This window comes from Microbispora catharanthi (genome assembly GCF_006334915.2).
Classification (GTDB): Bacteria; Actinomycetota; Actinomycetes; order Streptosporangiales; family Streptosporangiaceae; genus Microbispora; species Microbispora catharanthi.
Genome location: NZ_VDMA02000014.1, coordinates 137,141 through 155,410 on the forward strand (window position 1 = coordinate 137,141; position 18,270 = coordinate 155,410).

The 18,270-nt window shown below is 70.7% G+C and carries 19 protein-coding genes and 1 tRNA gene; 13 read left to right on the plus strand and 7 right to left on the minus strand.

Features of this window, described 5'->3' with window-relative positions; all coding sequences use genetic code 11:
* Positions 1-38 precede the first annotated feature (38 nt).
* The 4 genes from FH610_RS25250 (at position 39) to FH610_RS42950 (ending at position 2,931) form a co-directional block, all read left to right on the plus strand.
* Positions 39-983 carry a Ppx/GppA phosphatase family protein gene (locus FH610_RS25250; protein ID WP_139577305.1) on the plus strand — a complete coding sequence of 315 codons (945 nt, stop codon included), beginning with the start codon at positions 39-41 and terminating at the stop codon, positions 981-983.
* A 107-nt stretch (positions 984-1,090) separates the two neighbouring features.
* The gene (locus FH610_RS45855; RefSeq protein ID WP_240809181.1) at positions 1,091-1,576 is read left to right on the plus strand and encodes an MDR/zinc-dependent alcohol dehydrogenase-like family protein; all 486 of its coding nucleotides are present in this window, start codon (positions 1,091-1,093) and stop codon (positions 1,574-1,576) included.
* A 42-nt stretch (positions 1,577-1,618) separates the two neighbouring features.
* Complete coding sequence (locus tag FH610_RS25260) at positions 1,619-1,948, plus strand: PadR family transcriptional regulator (protein ID WP_030507598.1); 330 nt, start codon at positions 1,619-1,621, stop codon at positions 1,946-1,948.
* The gene (locus FH610_RS42950; protein WP_161628075.1) at positions 1,945-2,931 is read left to right on the plus strand and encodes an HAAS signaling domain-containing protein; all 987 of its coding nucleotides are present in this window, start codon (positions 1,945-1,947) and stop codon (positions 2,929-2,931) included. Before FH610_RS25260 ends, FH610_RS42950 begins: the two co-directional genes overlap by 4 nt.
* A 13-nt stretch (positions 2,932-2,944) precedes the next feature.
* Here the strand turns inward: FH610_RS42950 and FH610_RS25270 are convergent, their stop codons facing one another.
* From FH610_RS25270 to FH610_RS25280, 3 genes are all read right to left on the minus strand, one after another.
* The gene (locus tag FH610_RS25270) at positions 2,945-3,373 is read right to left on the minus strand and encodes a MarR family winged helix-turn-helix transcriptional regulator (protein WP_139577306.1); all 429 of its coding nucleotides are present in this window, start codon (positions 3,371-3,373) and stop codon (positions 2,945-2,947) included.
* A gap of 3 nt (positions 3,374-3,376) precedes the next feature.
* Positions 3,377-3,793: an SRPBCC family protein gene (locus FH610_RS25275; RefSeq protein ID WP_139577307.1), complete on the minus strand. Its 417-nt coding sequence runs from the start codon at positions 3,791-3,793 to the stop codon at positions 3,377-3,379.
* Positions 3,794-3,890: 97 nt separating this feature from the next.
* Entirely contained in the window at positions 3,891-5,096 is a 1,206-nt protein-coding gene (locus tag FH610_RS25280; RefSeq protein WP_240809182.1) for a cytochrome P450 family protein, read from the minus strand.
* A 222-nt stretch (positions 5,097-5,318) separates the two neighbouring features.
* Here FH610_RS25280 and FH610_RS25285 point away from each other — a divergent pair, with 222 nt between their 5' ends.
* From FH610_RS25285 to FH610_RS25295, 3 genes are all read left to right on the plus strand, one after another.
* Entirely contained in the window at positions 5,319-6,122 is an 804-nt protein-coding gene (locus FH610_RS25285) for a uracil-DNA glycosylase (RefSeq protein WP_139577309.1), read from the plus strand.
* 151 nt (positions 6,123-6,273) lie between these two features.
* The gene (locus FH610_RS25290; protein ID WP_139577310.1) at positions 6,274-7,632 is read left to right on the plus strand and encodes an NAD(P)/FAD-dependent oxidoreductase; all 1,359 of its coding nucleotides are present in this window, start codon (positions 6,274-6,276) and stop codon (positions 7,630-7,632) included.
* A 254-nt stretch (positions 7,633-7,886) separates the two neighbouring features.
* Positions 7,887-7,959: transfer RNA gene (locus tag FH610_RS25295), tRNA-Leu, on the plus strand.
* A 183-nt stretch (positions 7,960-8,142) separates the two neighbouring features.
* On the opposite strand, the gene FH610_RS25300 is transcribed toward FH610_RS25295, so the two are convergent.
* The gene (locus FH610_RS25300; protein WP_240809183.1) at positions 8,143-8,796 is read right to left on the minus strand and encodes a class I SAM-dependent DNA methyltransferase; all 654 of its coding nucleotides are present in this window, start codon (positions 8,794-8,796) and stop codon (positions 8,143-8,145) included.
* 449 nt (positions 8,797-9,245) lie between these two features.
* On the opposite strand from FH610_RS25300, the gene FH610_RS25305 reads away from it, so the two are divergent.
* The 3 genes from FH610_RS25305 to FH610_RS25315 are packed head-to-tail and all read left to right on the plus strand — an operon-like array spanning position 9,246 to position 11,822.
* On the plus strand, positions 9,246-9,977 hold the full coding sequence (locus FH610_RS25305) for a trypsin-like serine protease (protein WP_240809192.1): 732 nt from the start codon (positions 9,246-9,248) through the stop codon (positions 9,975-9,977).
* A gap of 55 nt (positions 9,978-10,032) precedes the next feature.
* A complete protein-coding gene (locus tag FH610_RS25310) occupies positions 10,033-10,854 on the plus strand; it encodes a Clp protease N-terminal domain-containing protein (protein WP_139577312.1) in 822 nt (273 codons plus the stop codon).
* Positions 10,851-11,822 carry an asparaginase gene (locus FH610_RS25315; RefSeq protein ID WP_139577313.1) on the plus strand — a complete coding sequence of 324 codons (972 nt, stop codon included), beginning with the start codon at positions 10,851-10,853 and terminating at the stop codon, positions 11,820-11,822. Before FH610_RS25310 ends, FH610_RS25315 begins: the two co-directional genes overlap by 4 nt.
* 6 nt (positions 11,823-11,828) lie before the next feature.
* On the opposite strand, the gene FH610_RS25320 is transcribed toward FH610_RS25315, so the two are convergent.
* Positions 11,829-13,334, minus strand: coding sequence for a sensor histidine kinase (locus FH610_RS25320; RefSeq protein ID WP_139577314.1), 1,506 nt, complete (start codon positions 13,332-13,334; stop codon positions 11,829-11,831).
* Positions 13,335-13,749: 415 nt separating this feature from the next.
* Here FH610_RS25320 and FH610_RS25325 point away from each other — a divergent pair, with 415 nt between their 5' ends.
* From FH610_RS25325 to FH610_RS25335, 3 genes are all read left to right on the plus strand, one after another.
* Positions 13,750-14,535 carry a Bax inhibitor-1/YccA family protein gene (locus FH610_RS25325; RefSeq protein WP_139577315.1) on the plus strand — a complete coding sequence of 262 codons (786 nt, stop codon included), beginning with the start codon at positions 13,750-13,752 and terminating at the stop codon, positions 14,533-14,535.
* Positions 14,536-14,722: 187 nt separating this feature from the next.
* Positions 14,723-14,941, plus strand: a complete 219-nt coding sequence (locus FH610_RS25330; protein ID WP_079315686.1) for a DUF4287 domain-containing protein — start codon at positions 14,723-14,725, stop codon at positions 14,939-14,941.
* Between the two features lie 131 nt (positions 14,942-15,072).
* A complete protein-coding gene (locus FH610_RS25335) occupies positions 15,073-15,483 on the plus strand; it encodes a PPOX class F420-dependent oxidoreductase (RefSeq protein ID WP_139577316.1) in 411 nt (136 codons plus the stop codon).
* A gap of 48 nt (positions 15,484-15,531) precedes the next feature.
* Here the strand turns inward: FH610_RS25335 and FH610_RS25340 are convergent, their stop codons facing one another.
* On the minus strand, positions 15,532-16,749 hold the full coding sequence (locus FH610_RS25340) for an acetyl-CoA C-acetyltransferase (RefSeq protein WP_139577317.1): 1,218 nt from the start codon (positions 16,747-16,749) through the stop codon (positions 15,532-15,534).
* Positions 16,750-16,888: 139 nt separating this feature from the next.
* A complete protein-coding gene (locus FH610_RS25345) occupies positions 16,889-18,256 on the minus strand; it encodes an outer membrane protein assembly factor BamB family protein (RefSeq protein WP_139577318.1) in 1,368 nt (455 codons plus the stop codon).
* Positions 18,257-18,270 lie beyond the last annotated feature (14 nt).

An 18,270-nucleotide genomic window follows, 5' to 3' on the forward strand; every position in this document is an offset into this window, starting at 1 on the left:
GCCGTCGTGGCGCGGGGAGCCGACCGGAGGCCGGAGGGATGAGCGTGAAGACGAAGCGGGTCGCGGCCATCGATTGCGGGACCAACTCGGTCCGCCTTCTCATCGCGGACATCTCTGGCGACGACCTCACCGACGTCGAACGGCGAATGGAGATCGTCAGGCTCGGCCAGGACGTCGACCGTACGGGACGGCTCGCGCCGGAGGCCCTGGAGCGGACGTTCACGGCCATGCGCGGGTACGCCAAGCTGATCAGGGAGCACGCCCCGGACGGTCCCGTGCCGGTCCGCGTGGTCGCCACCTCGGCGACCCGCGACGCCGCCAACCGGGCCGACTTCGTCTCCGGCGTACGGGACATCTTCGGCGTGGAGCCCGAGGTGGTGACCGGCGACGAGGAGGCGCGGCTGTCCTTCACGGGCGCGACCCGGGGCCTGGCCCGCTCGGGCGCCGAGGCCGAGACCCCTTATCTCGTGGTGGACATCGGGGGCGGTTCGACCGAGTTCGTCGTCGGTTCCCGGTCGGTCGAGGGCGCGCTGTCGGTGGACATCGGCTGCGTACGGCTGACCGAGCGCCACCTGCGCGACGACCCGCCGAGCGCCGGGACGGTGGAGGCGGCCGTCGCCGACATCGAGGCGGCCATGGACCGGGTCGAGGAGAGCGTCCCCGTGCGTACGGCGCGGACGCTGGTCGGCCTGGCGGGCTCGGTCACCACGGTCGCCGGCATCGCGCTCGATCTGCCCGCCTACGACCCCGCGCGCATCCATCACTCGCGTATCCCCGCCGAGCGGGTCCACGAGGTGTCCGCGCGGCTGCTGCGCATGACGCACGACGAGCGGGCGGCCATCCCGGTCATGCACCCGGGCCGGGTGGACGTCATCGGCGCGGGCGCGCTCATCCTCGACCGCATCGTCCGCCGCTACGGCTTCCCGGAGGTCGTGGTCAGCGAGCACGACATCCTCGACGGCATCGCCTGGTCCCTCGCCTGACAAGAACCGGGGCGTCAGGGGGCGGCAGGCTCGGCGCTCGTCTCGTGAGCGTCGAGGATCCGCCAGGTGGGGCCGGGAGTCTCCGGCTTGGTGCCCCGGGGCAACGGGTGGCCGCTTTCACCCCGTCGGGCGGTCTGGCCGAGGTGGCCGTGGCGCCCGCCGCCCTGACCGTGCCGCTGCCGGACGACGTGACGTCCCACCTCGGCGCGGCCGCCCCGCTGATGCTGACGAGCGCGTTGCTGCTGCTCACCGACGCGGCGAGGCTCGGCGCGGGGGAGAGCGTGCTCGTGCACTCCGCGAGCGGCGGTGTCGTGTCGGCCGTGGCACGCCTGGTCCCCGCACTCGGCGGAGGACGGCTCATCGGCACCGTGGGACGGCCGGACAAGGTCGGCGCGGCCCGTTCCGCCGGCTACGACATGGTCGTCGTCCCTGCGTCGCGTCCTCGATCTGGTCGCGGAGGGCCGGCTGGACGTTCGGGTGACCGAGATCGGCGCTCTGTCCGGGGTGCCCGAGGTGCATCAACTGCTCGCCGAAGGCCGCGGCAGCGGAAAGTACGTCGTCCGGATCGCGTGAACGCCGCGTGGAACACCTGAAGATCTTGCTGCTACTGCGCAATGCGTAGTACTGTGCGATGCGTGGACAGTAGCCAGCTCCTCAAAGGAGTCCTCGACCTGGCGGTCCTCGCGGTGCTCGCCGAGCGCGACAGTTACGGATACGACGTCGTACGCCGCCTGCGTGAGGTGGGGCTCGAGGACGTCGGCGACGCCTCGGTGTACGGGACGCTGCGGCGGCTCTTCAAGGCCGGAGCGCTCACCTCCTACGTGGTCGCCTCCGACGAGGGGCCGCACCGCAAGTACTACGGCCTGAACGACGTGGGCCGCTCGCTCCTCCAGACCTCGGCGAAGACCTGGACGTCCTTCGCCGCCACCATGAACGACCTGCTCAAGGAGGTCGATCCGGGATGAACCCCCCAATGACGCCCCAGAAGTACGCCGCCGCCGTACGTGAGGCGCTCGCCGATCTCCCCGCCCGCGACAGGGACGTGCTGCTGGAGGACCTGGACGAGCATCTCGCCGAGGTCGCCGCCGAGCCGGGCATGTCGCTGGAGGAACGGCTCGGCAGCCCCGAGGCGTACGCGGCCGAGCTGCGGGCCGCCTACGGCGGGCGGCCTTCGGGTGGCGGCTCCTCTCTGGGCGGGCGGCTGCGCGAGCGCATGAGCGGAGCCGTCCGGCGCGTTCACACGCGGCTGCTCGTGCTCCCGCCCTACCGTCAGGCCGCCGTCTTCGCCCCCGAACTGCGCCCCGCATGGTGGGTGCTGCGGGGTTACGCGATCGCGCTGGCCGTGCTCGCGCCGATCAGCGCCCCCGGGCTGGTCCCCGGCGACCTCCCCGCCTGGGTGTTCACGCTCGCGGTCATCTGGGGGTCGGTGTGGCTGGGCCGGCGGGGCCGCACGCGGGGGTCACGTTGGAGCCGGGCGCTGCTGCTCGGAGCCGACCTGCTGGCCGCGGTCCTCGTGGTCACGGCGATGGCCGACGTTCCGAGCACGTCGTCGCGCGGCGTGGCCTTCGACTACGGCCCCCGGCCGGACGTGTACGCGCCGGGCATGCGGGTGGAGAGGGTGTCCTCGCTGGGCGGGGACGTCTCCAACATCTTCCCGTACGCGGAGGACGGGACACCGTTGCACAACGTCCGGCTCTACGATCAGGACGGCAACCCGATCATGCTGGAGCCGGGATTCGACCAGGAGTTCGTCATTCCCTGCGACGGGGAGCCGCCCATGCGCAACGCCTACCCGCTGCCGCTGAGGCCCGTGGAGCACCGCGCCGATCCCGCCGGTCCGGAGGCGACCTGCGTGCCCGCCACGCCGGCGCCCACGGACGCCACGGCCTCCGCGACGCCCTCCGCCTCGCCGTCGCCCTCACCCTCCGCCACGCCGTCCCGGCGGTAGGGGAACCGCAGAGTCAGCCGGACCCGAGCGCGCGCAGCATGGTCAGGAGCGTCGTGCGGTCGGAGACGGGCCGGAAGAAGGCCCGGTCCACCCCCTCGACCACGGCGATGGCCTCCTGTGCGAGGGCGGCGCCGCGCTCGGTCGCCCGCAGCCTCCTGGCCCGGGTGTCGGCGGGGTCGATCTCGCGCGAGACCAGGCCCTTGGCCTCCAGTTTGCGGATGACCTGCGAGGTCATCTTCACGTCCGTGCCGGCCTGCCGGGCCAGCGTGAGCTGGTTGGGATCCTCGCCGTGGGAGTTCAACCACCACGTGCTCGCCAGCAGGACGAACTGCACGTGGGTGAGATCCAGCGGCGCGAGGGCCGCGGCGATGTCACGCTGCCAGCGGAGCGTGGCGTGCCACAGCAGGAACCCCGGGCTCTCCTCGGGGTCCAGCGGCGGCATGGTCTAGCCCTCCTCTGCCAGCCGCACCAGCGCGGCCAGCACGTCGGGGAAGTCGGCGGTGATGGCCGGGCCGAGCTGCGGGCCGACCTCGTCCGCGGCCGGGCCGGTGATCTCGGTGCGGTAGACGATCCTGGTGTGGCCGTCCGCCGGTTCGAGCCGGTGCACGGTCCGTACGACGAAGTCGCCGGCGTCCATCTCATCGGTGAACCACGTGCCCGGCTCGATCTTGGTCAGGCGCATCCGGATCGGCTCGTCGCCCGGCGGGGTCATCGTGAACGTCGTGCCGACGGCGAACGGCCCGTCGACCTCGATGCTCTCGATCCCGTCGTTCCAGCGCGGCCACGCCGCCATGTCCGACCAGTGCCGCCAGACCGTGCCGGCGCTCGCGGCGGTCTCCACGCTGTGCTCGTACTCCCACATGCCGGGCTCCTTCTCCGATTGCCTACGTAGAGATTATCTACGCATAGACTATCTGTCCATAGACCGGCTCCGCGTACGGACGGAGCCGGGCCGGACGTCAGCCGCGCAGGCGGACGGGCAGGGAGAACAGGCCGCGCATGATGGCGCTGGGCCACCACCTCAGCTCGGCGGGGTCGGCGGCGAGGGCCAGATCGGGGAATCGTTCGAGCACCCGGCCGATCGCGGCCTCTCCCTCCACCCTGGCCAGGGCCGCGCCGACGCAGTAGTGGGGCCCCCGGCCGAAGGCGAGGTGCGGTTCGCCGACCCGGCCGGGGGAGAACGCGTCCGGGTCGGCGAACGCCGCCGGATCCCGGTTGGCCGCCAGCAGCGAGACGAGGATGGGCTCCCCGGGCAACATCTCCTGGCCGCCGACGACCACGGGCTCGGTGGGAAAACGCCAGGTGGCGTTCCGTACGGGACCGTCGTAACGCAGCATCTCGTCGATGAAGTCCGGCAGCAGGGAGAGGTCGGCGCGCAGAGCCGCCGCCTGGCCGGGATGCCGCAGCAGCGCGAGCAGACCGTTGCCGATCAGCGCCACGGTCGTCTCGTGGCCGGCGATCAGCAGCAGGAACGCGGTCGAGGTCAGCTCGTCCTTGTCGATCTCGCCCTGGTTGGACCGCCGTACGAGGTCGGTGAGCAGGTCGTTGCCCGGCCGGGAGCGCTTGAGCTCGACCAGATCGGCCAGGAAGGTCTCCAGGGCGTCCGTGGCGCGGGCGATCTCCGCCACCTCGGACGCCGCCGCCGAGTCGATGACGGAGGCGTGGTGGTGGAAGGTGGCCCGGTCCTCCTCGGGCACGCCGAGCAGGTCGCAGATGATCGTGATCGGCAGCGGATAGGCGAGGTCGGCGATCAGATCCGCCTCGGGACCGTCGAGGCGGTCGAGCAGCGCGTCGGTCACCTCCAGCGCCCGCGTCCGCAGCCCCGCCATCCGCCGGGGCGTGAAGGCCGCGCTCACGAGCCGCCGCAGGCGCGCGTGATCGGCCCCGTCGGCGTTGATCATGTGGCGGGCGAGCCCGGGCCGGTGGTCCAGGGGCAGGCCGAGAGATGCGGCCCGCCACTCGGGCGAGCCGGCCGCCGGGTCCTTGGCGAGGGCGGGATGGGTCAGCGCGGTCACGGCGTCCTCATACCGCGTGACCAGCCACGCCTCGCAGCCGGGCAGCGGCACGCGGGTCACCGGGGCGTTCCGGCGCAGCCAGTCATAGGCGGGGTAGGGGTCGGCGTCGAAGGCCGGGCCGAACAGCGGGGGGAATGAGTCGGTGGACACGGGCCGTACGTACCCATCCGCGGCGCGACGGAAAAGATTGGAATCTTTCTCGGCATGACCTCTTCGTGACACGCGCGCCGGTGCCCCGTGGACACCGCGTCGGGACCGCGAGACGGTGCGGCACGGGTGCGCCGAGTCCGGGCGGCCCGATCGGCGGGCGGCGGCGTCGCGAGGACCGGCTTCCGGCCGACGCATACCTTGTGGCCTGGCACGATCGGTGTCATGAGCTTCGTTCCTCCCGGTTCCGGCTGGCCGGGCGACCCCGCGTGCCCGGACACCCCCGTCGCCCACGACGCCCACGAGGTCGCCAAACTGGCCGCCGAGAGCCGCACTCTGACCGAACTGACCGCCAGGCAGTCGGTGTGCCGCGCCTGTCCGCGTCTCGTCGAGTGGCGGGAGGAGGTCGCCGACGTCAAACGGCGGGCGTTCGCGGACGAGACCTACTGGGGCCGGCCGATCGCGGGATGGGGCGACGAGGCGCCGCACACGCTCATCGTGGGGCTGGCCCCCGCCGCGCACGGCGGCAACCGGACCGGCCGGATCTTCACCGGCGACCGCAGCGGTGACTGGCTGTTCGCGTCGCTGTACCGCACCGGCCTCGCCGCGCAGGAGACCAGCGTTCACGCGGGCGACGGCCAGCGGCTGATCGGCGCCCGGATGATGGCGGCGGTGCGGTGCGCCCCGCCCGCCAACAAGCCGACCCCGGAGGAGCGCGACACCTGCTTCCCCTGGCTCTCGAGGGAGCTCGCGCTCGTGGCCGGTACGACCCGGGTGATCGTGGCGCTCGGCGGCTTCGCCTGGCAGGCGGTGTGGCCCGCGCTGCGCGAGGCCGGGTTCACGCTGCCGCCCCGCAGGCCGCCGTTCGGCCACGCGGTGGAGGTGCCCCTCTCCCACGGCGCGGCTCCGGTCACGCTCATCGGCTGCTACCACCCGAGTCAGCAGAACACCTTCACCGGCCGGGTCACCGCGGACATGCTCGACGCGGTCTTCGCCCGCGCCGTCGCACTGGGGACCACGACCTTGTGAACCATTTCACAAGTGTGAAGTCGGTCACTGAGAGAAGATTGCAGGAATTTTCGCGAGAAATGTCGTCAAGAGATGACGAAGTGGGGAAAATCACTGGACCTTCGGCCCTAGTGGATTGGTGCGGTTGCCAACTCGTGACGTAAGCTTGTGAATGCTTTCACAAGCTTCGGAGGGCATCGTGGCAGACCGCAACTGGAAGCACGTCGTCATCGTCGGCGGTGGGTACGTGGGCCTTTATACGGCTCTTCGTCTCCAGCGCACGCTCCGCCGTGAGCTGCGCGACCGCAGCGTGCGGATCACGCTCATCGACCCGCAGTCGTACATGACCTACCAGCCGTTCCTCCCCGAGGCGGCGGCCGGCAACATCTCGCCGCGCCACGTCGTGGCCCCGCTGCGCCGGGTGCTGCCCGCGGTGCGCATCCTCAACGGCAAGGTCTCCAAGGTGCACCACGAGGCGCGCACGCTGACCTTCGAGCCCGCCGCCGGCCAGTCCCGCGAGATCGAGTACGACGTCGTCGTCATGGCGGCCGGCTCGATCTCGCGTACGCTGCCGATCCCCGGCCTGGAGGACGCGGCCATCGGCTTCAAGACCGTCGGCGAGGCCATCGCGCTGCGCAACCGGGTCCTGGCCCTCCTCGACCGGGCCGAGTCGAGCGACGACGAGGACGTGCGCCGCCGTGCGCTGACCTTCGTCGTGGTCGGCGGCGGCTTCGCGGGCATCGAGGCTCTCGCCGAGCTCGAGGACATGACCGAGGACGCGGTCACGTACTACCCGAGCATCGACAAGAAGGACCTGCGCTGGGTCCTGATCGAGGCGTCCAACCGCATCCTGCCCGAGGTCGGCCCCGAGATGGGCGAGTGGACCGCCGAGCAGCTGCGCGAGCGCGGCATCGAGCTCAAGATGGAGACGTTCCTCCAGTCGTGCGAGGGCGGCCTGGTCAAGACCTCGGACGGCGACGAGTTCGAGTCGGCCACGATCGTCTGGACCGCCGGCGTCAAGGCGAGCCCGATCGTCAACTCCACCGACCTGCCGCTCGACGAGCGCGGCCGGATCAAGACCACGACGCGCCTGACCGTCGCGGGCGTCAAGGGCGCGTTCGCCGCCGGCGACATCGCCGGTGTCCCCGACGTGACGAACCCCGGTCAGTACTGCGCGCCCAACGCCCAGCACGCCGTGCGGCAGGCGAAGGTCCTCGGCGACAACATCACCGCGTACCTGCGCGGGGAGAAGCTGCAGGACTACCGGCACAAGTACGCCGGGTCGGTCGCCGGGCTCGGCCTCTACCGGGGCGTCGCGAACGTCTACGGCATGAAGCTGCGCGGCTTCCCGGCCTGGTTCATGCACCGCACCTACCACCTGTCGCGGGTCCCCACGGTCAACCGGAAGGTCCGCGTGGTGATGGACTGGACGCTGTCGCTGTTCTTCAAGCGGGAGACGATCTCCCTCGGCGAGATCGAGCACCCGCGCGACGAGTTCAGGGCGGCCGCGAAGAGCGGCCTCAAGCGCTGACCCGCTCGGCGCGGACGGATCGAAGGACGACCTCAGGACACGCACACGGCCCGGCGGCGCACACCGCCGGGCCGTGTGCGTGTTCCTGTGCTCTGCCATGCTGGTGTGGTGGACGGTGGAGAAGGTGCGGACGGTCTCCCGGACCTTGACCGGGTGGCTCCCAGGGGTGCCGTTCACGCGCTGTGGAAAGGGGGACAAGCCGCGTAAGACGTAACTTGCTTACAGAGGAGTGATCCGTGACATATGATCGCGGCGCCCCCGTAGCCCAATGGCAGAGGCAAGCCCCTTAAAAGGGCTGTGGTGTGGGTTCGAGTCCCACCGGGGGCACTGGCGCCTCCCAGCAACAAGAAGCCGGTGACCTGCGTGATCCAGGCCACCGGCTGATCTGGCCAATCCGAGAAGATCGGCGTCACCGGGCGACGTTCAGGCGTGGTGACAAGTTCCCTTACGGAATCAATCCGCCGCCCGTGTCGGGCGGCGTGTGTGGTGCCGCAGCCCACAGTGCGCGTATCAGGACACGGCGGCGGCTTGTCTGCGCATCAGCAAATGGCCGCGGCGGAATCGTTCATCCTCCAAAGGCTCGCGCAGCATCCGCCCCACCTCGACGAACTCTTCCTCGCGGGCCAGGGCGGCCAGGTCGTCGATCGGCCACCGGTAGGCCGGCGTGACCTTGTGATCGAACTGCTGCACGGGACCGCCCTCGGATTCGAAGAAACCGAGCAGGAGGTAACCACCCGGGGCCAGCACCCGGCGGAACTCGGCGAAGTACGGCGGCAGCTCCGGCGGTGGGATGTGGATGACGGAGTACCAGGAGACCAGACCGCCCAGCTCGCCGTCGGCCACGTCGAAGGCGCCCATCGAACCCAGCTCGAAACGCAGGTCAGGGTGGTCTTTGCGGGCGATGTCGATCAGCGCGGGAGACAGGTCGACGCCGAAGGCGTCCAGTCCGAGGTCACGCAGGTGTGCCGTCATGTACCCGGGACCGCAGCCGGCCTCGACGACGGGCCGGGGTCCGGCGGCCCGTACGAGTTCGGCGAACACGGCGACCATCGCACGATCCAGTGGCAGGCGGTCGAGCGAGTCTCGGGCGAGGTCGGCGTAGAGGTCGGCGACGGCGTCGTAGGCGTCCGCCGTCGCGGTCAGATAGGGGGAGGATTCGGCCACGGCGGACGACTGTAGCTCATCGGTCGGCGAAAATCGTCGATCAGTGACCGGTCGGCGCGTCCTTCCGTATCCGGTCGGCTGACCGCGACCTAGACCCCCGGTGGCGTCCCCGAGGTCATGGGCCCTCACCAGCGAACCGCGGGCGAGCACCACAAGAAGCACCACAAGGGTGAGCATCACAAGGGTGAGCACCACAAGGGCGTGCACCACTAGCCGCTCGGACCGCATCGCCATGGCCGCTCCTCCTCGAGTCGGAGGGGGCGTCTTCCGTTGTCCGGCGAGGTGGGCCCCTGCGCCCGGTTCAACCGCAGAGGGCGGACGCTGACGCGCGACGCGCGGGCCTGACGGCCGCGCGGTAGATCTTTTCGTTCCATTTGCCATGCGGAGCCCATGCTCGGATACATTCGTGCATGCGTTTCGTCCCCTTTGTCATGATTCTTGCGGGTTTGGTGGCAGGTACCGCCTCGCCGGCGTCGGCGATCACCCACGGCTCGGTCGATACGACCGATCACCCGGAAGTGGGAGCCCTCATCGGCGAGAAGCCGGAAAGCGACGGCACGTGGTCGTACTGCACCGGCACCCTCATCTCGCCGACCGTCTTCCTTACGGCCGCCCACTGCGGGAGCAAGGGGCAGAAGACCGCCCGGGTCTCCTTCGCCAGCCATTACCAGTCCGGGGCGAAGCTCTACACCGGCCGCTACGTGCCCGACTCGAGATACAAGGGCGAGGCCTATGACCTGGCGGTCGTGGTCTTCTCCGAGCCTGTCGCCGGCATCGCGCCGGCCAAGCTGCCCACTCTGGGCCTGCTCGACCAGCTCAAGGCCGACGACAGTCTGAAGACCGCGCGCTTCACTCCGGTCGGGTACGGCTCGGTGGACCCCACGAAGAAGCGGCACGGATGGCGGTATCACTACACCGACACGCGCAGTCAGACCTCCATCTCCTTCAAGCGCCTCGGCAGCAGGTGGCTCGACCTGGCGCCGGACCCCTCGGGCGGGGAGGGCGGAACCTGCTACGGCGACTCGGGCGGCCCCAACTACCTCGGAGGCCCCGACTCGAACCTGCTCGTGGCCACGACGATCAGCGGAGTGGACGACGCCTGCCGGACGACCAACGTCGACTACCGCCTGGACATCCCCGAGGTCCGGGAGTTCCTCGGCAAGTACGTCACGCTCCCCTGACGTCGCGCCCCCATTGGGGGTAGACATGTAACCCCAATGGGGGTATGAATGATGCATGCCTAAGATCAACGTGTATCTGCCGGATGATCTGGCGGAGGCGGTCAAGGAAGCGGCACTTCCGGTGTCCGCGATCTGCCAGCGGGCGCTGGAGCAGGCGGTCCGCCGGGTGAGCGCCATCCGCGAGAGCATCCTCGGCGATTTCGAGATCGACGACCCCCGGCTGTCGCACTTCACGCCCAGGACCCGCGCCGTCTTCCGGCTGGCGCTGGAACGGGCCCGGGCCGAGAACGCCGCCGGCATCGGCACCGAGCACCTGCTCGCCGCGATGCTGGCCGAGGGGCAGAACCTCGCCCTGCACGTCCTGCGAGCCATGGAGGTCGAGCCCACCCTGGTCGAGCGCGACCTCGCGAGCCGCCGCCCGTCCATACCCGCCGCGACGGCCGGTCCAGAGCAGTCCGGGGACGAGGGAACGCTGAAGGACGGTCCGAGCCGGTTCGACGCGCACGCGGCCAACGCCCTCGAACTGGCGGTCACCGAGGCCCATGCGCTCGGGCACAACTACATCGGGTGCGAGCACCTGCTGCTCGGCCTGGTCGCCGAGCCCGACGGGATCGGCGGGCAGGTGCTGCGGGATCGGGGCGCCGAGCCACGCCTCACGCGGCGCGCGGTCGTCGCGGCGCTCGCCGGCTACGTCCACCTCCGGGCCCAGGCACAGGACGCCTCCGCATCCCAGGCCGCCCCTCAGGCCGGCTCCCAAGCCGCCGCGCAGGCCGTGGCGGCGGTCGTCCGTCAGGAGATCGCTCCGCTCCTGCGGCGCATCGAGCGGCTCGAGCAGCACGCCGGAGTCGCCGCGCCCGCGGAGGGCGAGGCCTCGTGACCGGACGCGTGCTGCTGGTGGCGACGGGCGACGTCATGGCGTACGCCCGTCACACCAGACGCCCGGGGCTCGCGACGGCCGCCGACCTGCTGGCGGCCGTACCCGGGGATCTCGGTGTGGAGGTCGTGACCGAGGACGTGCAGGCCGAGCCGAGCTGGGACACCTCGCCCTCCACGATGCTGCGGCTGGCCCGGCGTGCCCGCTCGGCCCTGCTCGACGAGGGGTTCGACGGCGTGGTCGTCACCCACGGCCTGGACACGATCGAGGAGACGGCCTTCCTGACGGACCTGCTCGCAGGCCCCGCCGCTCTACGCGGTGGCATCGTGCTGACCGGCGCCGTGCGCGGGCTGGACGAGCTGTCGAGCGACGGCCCGCGCAACCTGGCGTCGTCCCTGGTCGCCGCCGCCGATCCCGCTCTTCGCGGCGTCGGCGCGGTGGTCTGCGTGAACGACGAGCTGCACGCGGCCCGCTGGGTCACGATGGCCGACGCGACGGGCGTGGCAGCCTTGTCGTCCACGCCCGCGCCGATCCTCGGCCGGGTGGCGGACGGCAGGGTCGAGATGACGGCGCCGCCGCCGCCGCGGCCCCCGGCCGCGCGGGGAGAGCCGGAGACGCACGTCGCGCTGATCAAGACGTACCCGGAGATGGACCCCGTGCTCGTCACGTCCGTCGTGGACGCCGGAGCCAGGGGTGTGGTGCTGGAGGGCACCGGCGCCGGGAACATCCCGATCACCCTGTACGCGACCCTCAGTGAGCTGGCGGAGTGGGACATCCCCGTGGTGGTGGCCTCGCGGTGCCGCACCCGGCCGGTCGCGCTGGAGGATCTGCCGCCGGCCCTGGGGCTGGCCACGAAGGTCGGCGCCATCGGGGCGCGCGGGCTGGCGGCGGTGAAGGCCCGATACGCCCTGATGGTGGCGCTCGGCGGGGGCGGGCGGAGCGCCGTCCGCGACTGGTTCGCCCGCCTCTGACCGCCGTCAGGCATGTCCCTCGTTCAGCGGCGCCGGGACGTTCTCCACCCGCGGCGGCTCGGCGTACGGGCCCGCGGCGCGGCGGATCGCGGCCTGCGAGGGCGCGGCGTCGGTGTTCTGCGGGCAACCGGAGACCGGCAGGCACAGCACGAACATGGCGCCGCCGTACGGCGACTCGGCCGCCACCAGGGTGCCGCAGTGGGCGCGGGCGATGTCGCGGGCGATGGCCAGGCCGAGGCCGGTGCCCCCGTGGCCCCTGCTGCGCGCCGTGTCCGACCTGGCGAACCGCTCGAAGATCCGCTCCCGTTCGCACACCGGTACGCCGGGACCGTCGTCGCCGACCCACAACTCGACGAAGCCGTCGTCGCGCCGGAGCCCGATCTCGACCACGCTCCGGGCGTGCCGCTGCGCGTTGTCGAGCAGGTTGGTCAGCAGCCGGGCGAGGTGGCGCGGCGCGGCGTGCATCCTGACGCCGTCCTCCAGCAGAAGGCGCACCGGTATCCGGTCGGTCCGGCGGGCGACCTCATCCCTGACCAGCTCCGACACGTCCACGGGCTTGCGGCCCGGGGCCGTCGCCCCCACCTTCGCCAGCAGGAGCAGGTCGTCGATGATCGCTTCCAGCCGCTCCACGTCGAGCAGCGCGTCCCTGAGCAGCGACCGCAGATCGGTCTCGTCGGGGTGAAGCTGCGCCTCCTCCAGCTGTGTGCGCAGGCCGGCGAGCGGAGTGCGCAGTTCGTGGGAGGCGTCCGCGGCGAACTCGCGCTGCCGCCGCAGCGCCCGCTCGGTGGTGAGCTTCGCCTGCTCGATGCGGGAGAGCGTGCTGTTCACGGTGCGGGCGAGCCGCGCGATCTCGTCGTCCCCGGCCGGTACGGGCACCCGGGTGTCCAGGTCGTTCACGTTGACGGTGGCCAGGTCGCTGCGGATGGCCTCGACGGGGCGCAGGGTGCGTCCGGCCACCTTCCAGGTGGCCCAGGCGGTGAGCAGCACGAGCACGGAGACCTCCGCGGTGAAGAGTAGATCGAACATCGCGACGGGAGTGAAGCCCTCGATGGGGCGTCCCGCGTACACGACGGGGGAGTCGGGCCCCGGCGTCACCCGCAGCGCGGACAGACGCAGGCAGCCGAACCCGTCGTGCGTGCAGGCCTGCAGGTCCTGCATCGGGTCCTGCTGGGACGGCCAGAAGGAAGTCAGCGGGGCCATCCCCCGGGCGGCGGGCGACGCGGCGAGCACCCGCCGATTCGGAGCCACCACCTGGACCAGGTCGATCCCGGCCACCTGCGGATTGATGATGTGGCGGAAATGGCCCGCACGCCACGCGGCGGCGGTGAGCGCCGCCTCCTGGCGGGCGTCGAGCCAGACCGCCGTGGAGAACGCCTGCCGGGCCAGCATGCTGCCCAGGATCCCGGTGGGGATCAGCAGCAGGGTGGCGAGCGCCGTGATGAGGACGGTGATGCGTCCTCGGATGGAATGAGGCTGGAACCTTCGCAATAGCGGTGGGCCGCTGACGTTCATCGCCGTCCTCCTCGCGATGACATTCCCCTGCGGCACTGGCGGCGGACGGGCGCTCTCCGGCGTCGAAGTGGCCGTCCGGACGGCCTGCTGTGCCGATCTGATTCGGAATGAGAGGCTCGCAACGGCAGGCGGAGTGGTCGCTGAGGCGTTCTGCCTGGTCAGGCCGCTACTTCTCGGCTCCGCACCAACGCTAGCACTAGACTTGAAGAGTTCAAGTAAAGGAATCGTTCAAGTTTGCTCTGCGGTCGGCGTCGGCCGTCGATTTCGGTGAGCGACGACGGGAACTCGCCCGGAAGCCTGATCGTTGCCACTGTGGTGGAGTGGCGCTCCCACTTGTAGGAGCACCGCTCCTCGGGCACCATCCCCACTAGGCCGCGCAGCGGCTGATCAGTGAGTCGCGTCCTGGAGGAAGCGAATGGAGAGCAAGAACCCCATATTCAGTCGGCGCGGGGCGGCTGGTCAGCAGGCGTGGGCCGGTCCGACGCCCAGCGTGCAGCAGCTGAACCAGATGTACGCCACCCCCTCGTACGCTCCCCCGGCGGCGCGGACCATGACGATCGACGACGTCGTGGTGCGCGGCTTCATGACCCTCGGCACGCTCGTCGTGTCGGCGGCCCTGGCCTGGTACTTCAACGTCGGCTGGGGGCTGGCGGCGCCGGCGATGATCGTGGGCCTGATCCTCGGGCTCATCGTGTCGTTCCGGCAGAGCACGAATCCGGCGCTGATCCTCGGCTACTCCGTGTGCTACGGCGTCGCCATCGGCGTACTGAGCCACATGTACGACAATGTCTACAACGGCATCGTCCTGCAGGCCGTGCTCGGCACGATGGTGGCCTTCGGCGGCACGCTGGCCGTGTACGCGCTGAAGATCTTCCGGCCGACTCCGAAGTTCGCCAAGTTCGTGATCGCCGCCGCGTTCGGCGCGATCGGCCTGTTGCTGATCAACTGGATCGCGAGCATCTTCGTCAGCGGTGGCCTGGGCCTGCGCACCGACAGCCCCATCGGCTGGGTCTTCAGCATCGGCATGATCCTGCTCGGCTGCTTCTTCCTGCTGCTCGACTTCAGCGAGATCGAGCAGGGGGTGCGGGCCGGCGTGCCGGAGCGCTACTCGTGGCTGATGGCGTTCGGCCTGACCCTGAGCCTCGTCTGGCTCTACCTGGAGATCCTCCGCTTCATCAGCTACTTCACGAACAACGACTAGCCGTACGAGCGGAAGGGGTGCCGTTCCTCCGGGAGCGGCACCCCTTTGTTGCGCTATATCAGGATCTGGTGATCGGCACTGCAACTTTCGATCAACATCCTGTAACAAATCAATGCCACTGAGGTCTTGTCAAGCGCGGACCGGTGATGCACTGTGACACAAAGCAGCCTTTTCCGTGGAGGTGCCCATGTCGTTGAACCACTCACCGGAGACCCAGAACAAGCTGATCGCCCGTGTCCCGTCCATAACCGGGCGCGACCTCCCAGAGTGGTTCGAAGCCATCGACAACGGCCCGTCGTTCCTACGCTGCGAAGAGCGGGCCAACTGGCTCGCCGACGAGCACGGGCTGAGCCACGGCTACGCCGCCGCGATCGTCCTCGAGCACGAACGGCGCCGTCGCTTCTAGACCGGGGCGCGGGAGGGGCAGTGACGTCCCGCGCACGCCAGCAGCAGCCGTACCACGTTCTGTACGGAGGCTTCCGTCCTGAGGCAGCACTGACGCGCCCGCACCGGCCGGTGCGGGCGCATCATTGTTCTATGGATCTCGACAAGGCGCGTGAGTTCGTCAGGAGCAACCACCGAGCGGTCATGCTGACCCGCTATCCGGACGGGAGGCCGCAGACCTCCCCGGTGACCGTCGGCTGCGACAAGGACGGCTACATCGTGATCAGCAGCCGCGAGACGGCCGTCAAGACCCGCAACCTGCGGGAGAACCCCCAGGTCGTGCTCACCGTGATGACCGACGCCTTCTATGGCGAGTGGATGCAGATCGAGGGCATCGCCCACGTCGTCTCGCTGCCGGACGCGATGGAGCCTCTGGTGCAGTACTACCGCGACATCAGCGGCGAGCACCCGGACTGGGACGACTACCGCGCCGTGATGATCAAGGACAAGCGGGTGATCATCCGGGTCGAGCCCACGCGCGCGGGCCCCAATTACCACGGCTGAGTTCGCGCCGGTCCCGGCCCTGGCCGGGACCGGCGTGACTCCCGTCGCTCAGGACAGCCGCTCCAGGACCATCGCCATGCCCTGGCCGCCGCCGACGCACATCGTCTCCAGCCCGATCGACTTGTCGTGGAACCGGAGGCTGTTGACCAGCGTGGAGGTGATGCGGGCGCCGGTCATGCCGAAGGGGTGGCCCACCGCGATCGCGCCTCCGTTCACGTTGAGCCGCTCGATGTCGATGCCCAGCTCCTGGTAGGAGGGGATCACCTGGGCCGCGAACGCCTCGTTGATCTCGACCAGGTCGACGTCGCCGATCGACATGCCCGCGCGGGCGAGGGCCTGCCGCGACGCCTCGATCGGGCCCAGCCCCATGATCTCGGGGGACAGGCCGGTGACGCCGGTCGACACGATCCGGGCGAGCGGCGTGATGCCCAGCTCGGCGGCCTTGGTGTCGCTCATGACGACCACCGCGGCGGCGCCGTCGTTCAGCGGGCAGCAGTTGCCCGCCGTCACCGTGCCGTCCGGCCGGAAGACCGGCTTGAGCTGCGAGACCGCCTCGTACGTCGTGCCGGCCCTGGGACCGTCGTCCTTGCTCGCCACGGTGCCGTCGGGGAGCGTCACCGGGGTGATGTCGCTCTCCCAGAAGCCGTTGGCGACGGCCTTCTCGGCGAGGTTCTGCGAGCGCACGCCGAACTCGTCCTGCTCGCGCCGCGAGACGCCCCTCAGGGCCGCGACGTTCTCGGCCGTCTGACCCATGGCGATGTAGACGTCCGGCAGCGCGCCGTCCTCGCGCGGGTCGTGCCACACCGGCGCACCACCCTTCGCGGTCTCCTCCGTCCGCGCCTTCGCCTCGTCGAACAGCGGGCTCTGCGCCTGGGGCATGTCGGAGCTGCCGTTCGTGAAGCGGGAGACGGTCTCGACACCCGCCGAGATGAACACGTCGCCCTCGCCCGCCTTGATGGCGTGGAACGCCATCCGGGTCGTCTGGAGAGAAGAGGAGCAGTAGCGGGTCACCGTGGTGCCCGGCACGTTGTCGAGCCCGAGCATCACCGCGACCACGCGTCCCAGGTTGTGGCCCTGCTCGCCGCCGGGGAGCCCGCAGCCCAGCATGAGGTCGTCAACGTCGTTCGGGTCGAGCTGCGGCACCTTCGCCAGCGCGGCGCGGACCATCTGCACGGTCAGGTCGTCCGGGCGGATGTCCTTGAGTGACCCCTTGAAGGCGCGGCCGATCGGCGACCGCGCGGTCGCCACGATGACTGCCTCGGGCATGTGACTCTCCTGCCTGATCTCGTGCCCCTCCACTCAGGGTTCGGGGGGCCTCCTTCCCGGAGGTTACCCCTCGGTACGCCGCCCGCCACGCCCCGGGCCCCACTCACCAGAATTTTGTACTACTGCACAAGTCGATCAATCAGCCGTACATGCCGGGGGTGGTGGCGGTGCCGTCGTTGACGGCGTGGAGGCCGCCCTTCTCGTCACGCCACAGGCGCCAGCCGTTCTGGCTGCCGGTGAACCAGGAGGGCGGCGCGGAGGAGGAGTCCTTGCGCTTGCCCGTGGCCAGGTCGAACTCGCAGAGCGCCGCGATCGAGTAGAACCCGGAGATCATGCCGCGCAGCGGCAGCGGCTTGGGATCGGTCACGCAGAACGACCAGCCGGTCGCGCCGCTCACCGGGGTCGGCTCACCGGTGCTGAGATCGAAGACCGAACCGGGAGCGTCGCGCTTGAGGAAGCCGAGCTTGTTCATCTCGGGAGGGAAGGCCAGCCACCAGCCCGACCCGGGAACCTGGGTGGGCGTGATCTGCCCCAGGACCCGTCCGGTCTCGGCGTCGAGCCGGGCGAACCCGCCGTACTGGCCCTGCTCGTCGACCGGCCGGACCACCGGCGCGTACGCGGGGTTGCCGCTGGGGTAGACGCGGACGACGGACGGCCGCATCCAGTCGACGGCGCCGTCGGCGAGACGCGCGGAGAACAGGCCGAACGTCGAGGTCTCCTTGGTCTGGGGGTTGGTGTACGGGGCGACGTACCCGATGATCTTGTCGCCCGTCGCGCCGAAGGCCCAGCCCCCGCTCAGGTCGACGTCGGGGCCGAGGGCCTGCTCGATCGGCAGCTGCCAGACGGTCTTGCCGTCCTTGAGCGCGCGGGCCTCCAGCACCGGGTGGGAGGCGAGCCTGAGCAGGACGACCTTGGACGCGTCGGACCACTCGACCTCCGCGATGCCGGCCAGGCGCCACTTCACGGCGCCGTTGCGGGGGTCGAGGACCACGACGCGGGCGGACGAGAGCGCGGTGTCCTCGGAGACGCAGACATACGGCCCGCAGCGCTGCGGCCCGAAGGTGGACCGCACGGGCCTGGTCCACTTCTGCTGCCCGGTGCGGGCGTCCCTGGCGACCAGCGTGGCGCCCTTGTGGCCGGCCGCGGCGGGGTCGAGCGCGATCACCGCGGCCTGCCCGCCGCCGGTCTCCACGGTCGCCGGAGCCTGCACCCCCATGCCGGGGAGCCGGCCCGCCATCGTCGCGGGGTGCGCCCACAGCCGACGGCCGGTGGCGAGGTCGAGGGCGACGGTCTCCAGGGAGCCGTCGGGCCGCATGGAGGTGGTGGCCGCGACGCCGCCTCCCGTGGTGGCCCGGCTGACCGCGTTCACCTGCGTGTTCTGCCAGGCCGGGGAGTCCTTGGCGGCTTCGTCGCCGCCGGAGCAGCCGGTGAGGGCGCCCCCGGTCAGCAGGGCGGTCGCGGCGAGCGCCAGAGCGGGTTTCACGTGGTTCAGCTGGGGCCGGATCATTTCGCTCCTACAGG